This window comes from Asaia sp. SF2.1 (assembly GCF_000505765.1).
Classification (GTDB): Bacteria; Pseudomonadota; Alphaproteobacteria; order Acetobacterales; family Acetobacteraceae; genus Asaia; species Asaia bogorensis.
Genome location: NZ_AYXS01000034.1, coordinates 130551 through 131782, shown reverse-complemented (window position 1 = coordinate 131782; position 1232 = coordinate 130551). Strand labels below are relative to the sequence as shown.

The 1232-nt window shown below is 58.4% G+C and carries 2 protein-coding genes; one reads left to right on the top strand and one right to left on the bottom strand.

Going from position 1 to position 1232, the window contains the following annotated elements:
* Positions 1-139 precede the first annotated feature (139 nt).
* A complete protein-coding gene (locus P792_RS31810; protein WP_023979394.1) occupies positions 140-619 on the bottom strand; it encodes a hypothetical protein in 480 nt (159 codons plus the stop codon).
* A gap of 177 nt (positions 620-796) precedes the next feature.
* Between P792_RS31810 and P792_RS31805 the strand changes: the two genes are divergently transcribed.
* Positions 797-1232 (top strand): glyceraldehyde 3-phosphate dehydrogenase NAD-binding domain-containing protein (locus tag P792_RS31805; RefSeq protein ID WP_031241208.1); only part of this gene is annotated, 436 nt, incomplete at its 3' end.

The following is a 1232-nucleotide window of genomic DNA, read 5'->3' as shown; positions in this document are numbered from 1 at the left end:
GTCAGCAGACAGAAACAGGCAGGATTGCCCGGAAGGTATCCACGCTCGCTGCTGCATTGAAGGCTTGTCCAGCGTCACCCCGGACGATCATGAAGGCACCGCCTGCCTTGAAGCAGCAGGCGCAGAAATGTGGTGCGGCCTAGCGCAGATCGACGCGAATACGCCCTTTGGGGCTGGAACCATCGGTCTTGGCCTCAATCTGGACCTGATTGGGCGGTGCGCCCGATGCCACGATCTGATCCGCCACATCCTTGCCGTCCTGCTCGGTCAGTGTCTCGATCGATTTGACCTGCGCTGCCGGACTACCTGTCTCGGGGGAGAGCACGGTGACCACAAACAGAAGGTCGGGCTTGCGTGACAAAGCGAGCTTCGTACTGCGTGAGACAGCTGGTGCCCATTCCGCCTTGGGTGTGCCTACAACAATCTGCAGGAAGGGGGCGGGCGCGGGCTTGCCCGGAGGCGCAGGCGGATAATGGGGCTTGGGTGGCTTGCCCGCATTGGGGTTGAACAGCCTTTGATCGGGCGGGGTACAGGCCGTGAGCGCCCCCGAGACGAGGCACAAACCGGCGATCGCCAAAGACCGAAATTTCAGGAAACCACAATTTGAAGCATTCGTCATCGTCATGACCTAAAGAACTTGCAGGAAGACCGCACACAAGCAAGAGAGCGGGAACAGAAAGACCAGTTTTCACGAAAATATCGATAAGATTTTTGGTAGCCCCCTCTCGTCTCGTCTTCCAAGGGTGCTATGGTTTCATCTCTTATAACGAAACCGCCTACTGGCCGGGAGACTACAATGGCTGTGAAAATCGCGATCAACGGTTTTGGACGTATCGGGCGTCTGGTGCTGCGTGGCATCATTGAAAGCGGACGTACGGATGTCGTGCCGGTCGCCATCAATGACCTCGGCTCGGTTGAAGAAAACGCCCATCTGCTGGCTTATGACAGCGTTCATGGCCGTTTCCCCGGCACGGTTCGCGTTGATGGCAGCAACCTGATCATCGAAGCCAATGGCCGCACCTATGGCCCCATCCGTGTTTCCGCCGAGCGCGACCCGACCAAGGTGCCGTTCGAAGGCGTCGACGTGGCCATGGAATGTACCGGCCTGTTCACCAGCAAGGAAAAGGCTTCGGCCCTGATCAAGGCTGGCGCACGCAAGGTCCTGATTTCTGCTCCGGGCACCGATGTCGATGCCACCATCGTCTATGGCGTGAACAATGCCATGCTGACGA

Coding starts and splice junctions, on each gene's coding strand:
- P792_RS31810 (WP_023979394.1), bottom strand. CDS start 619: ATGACGAATGCTTCAAATTGTGGTTTCCTGAAATTTCGGTCTTTGGCG.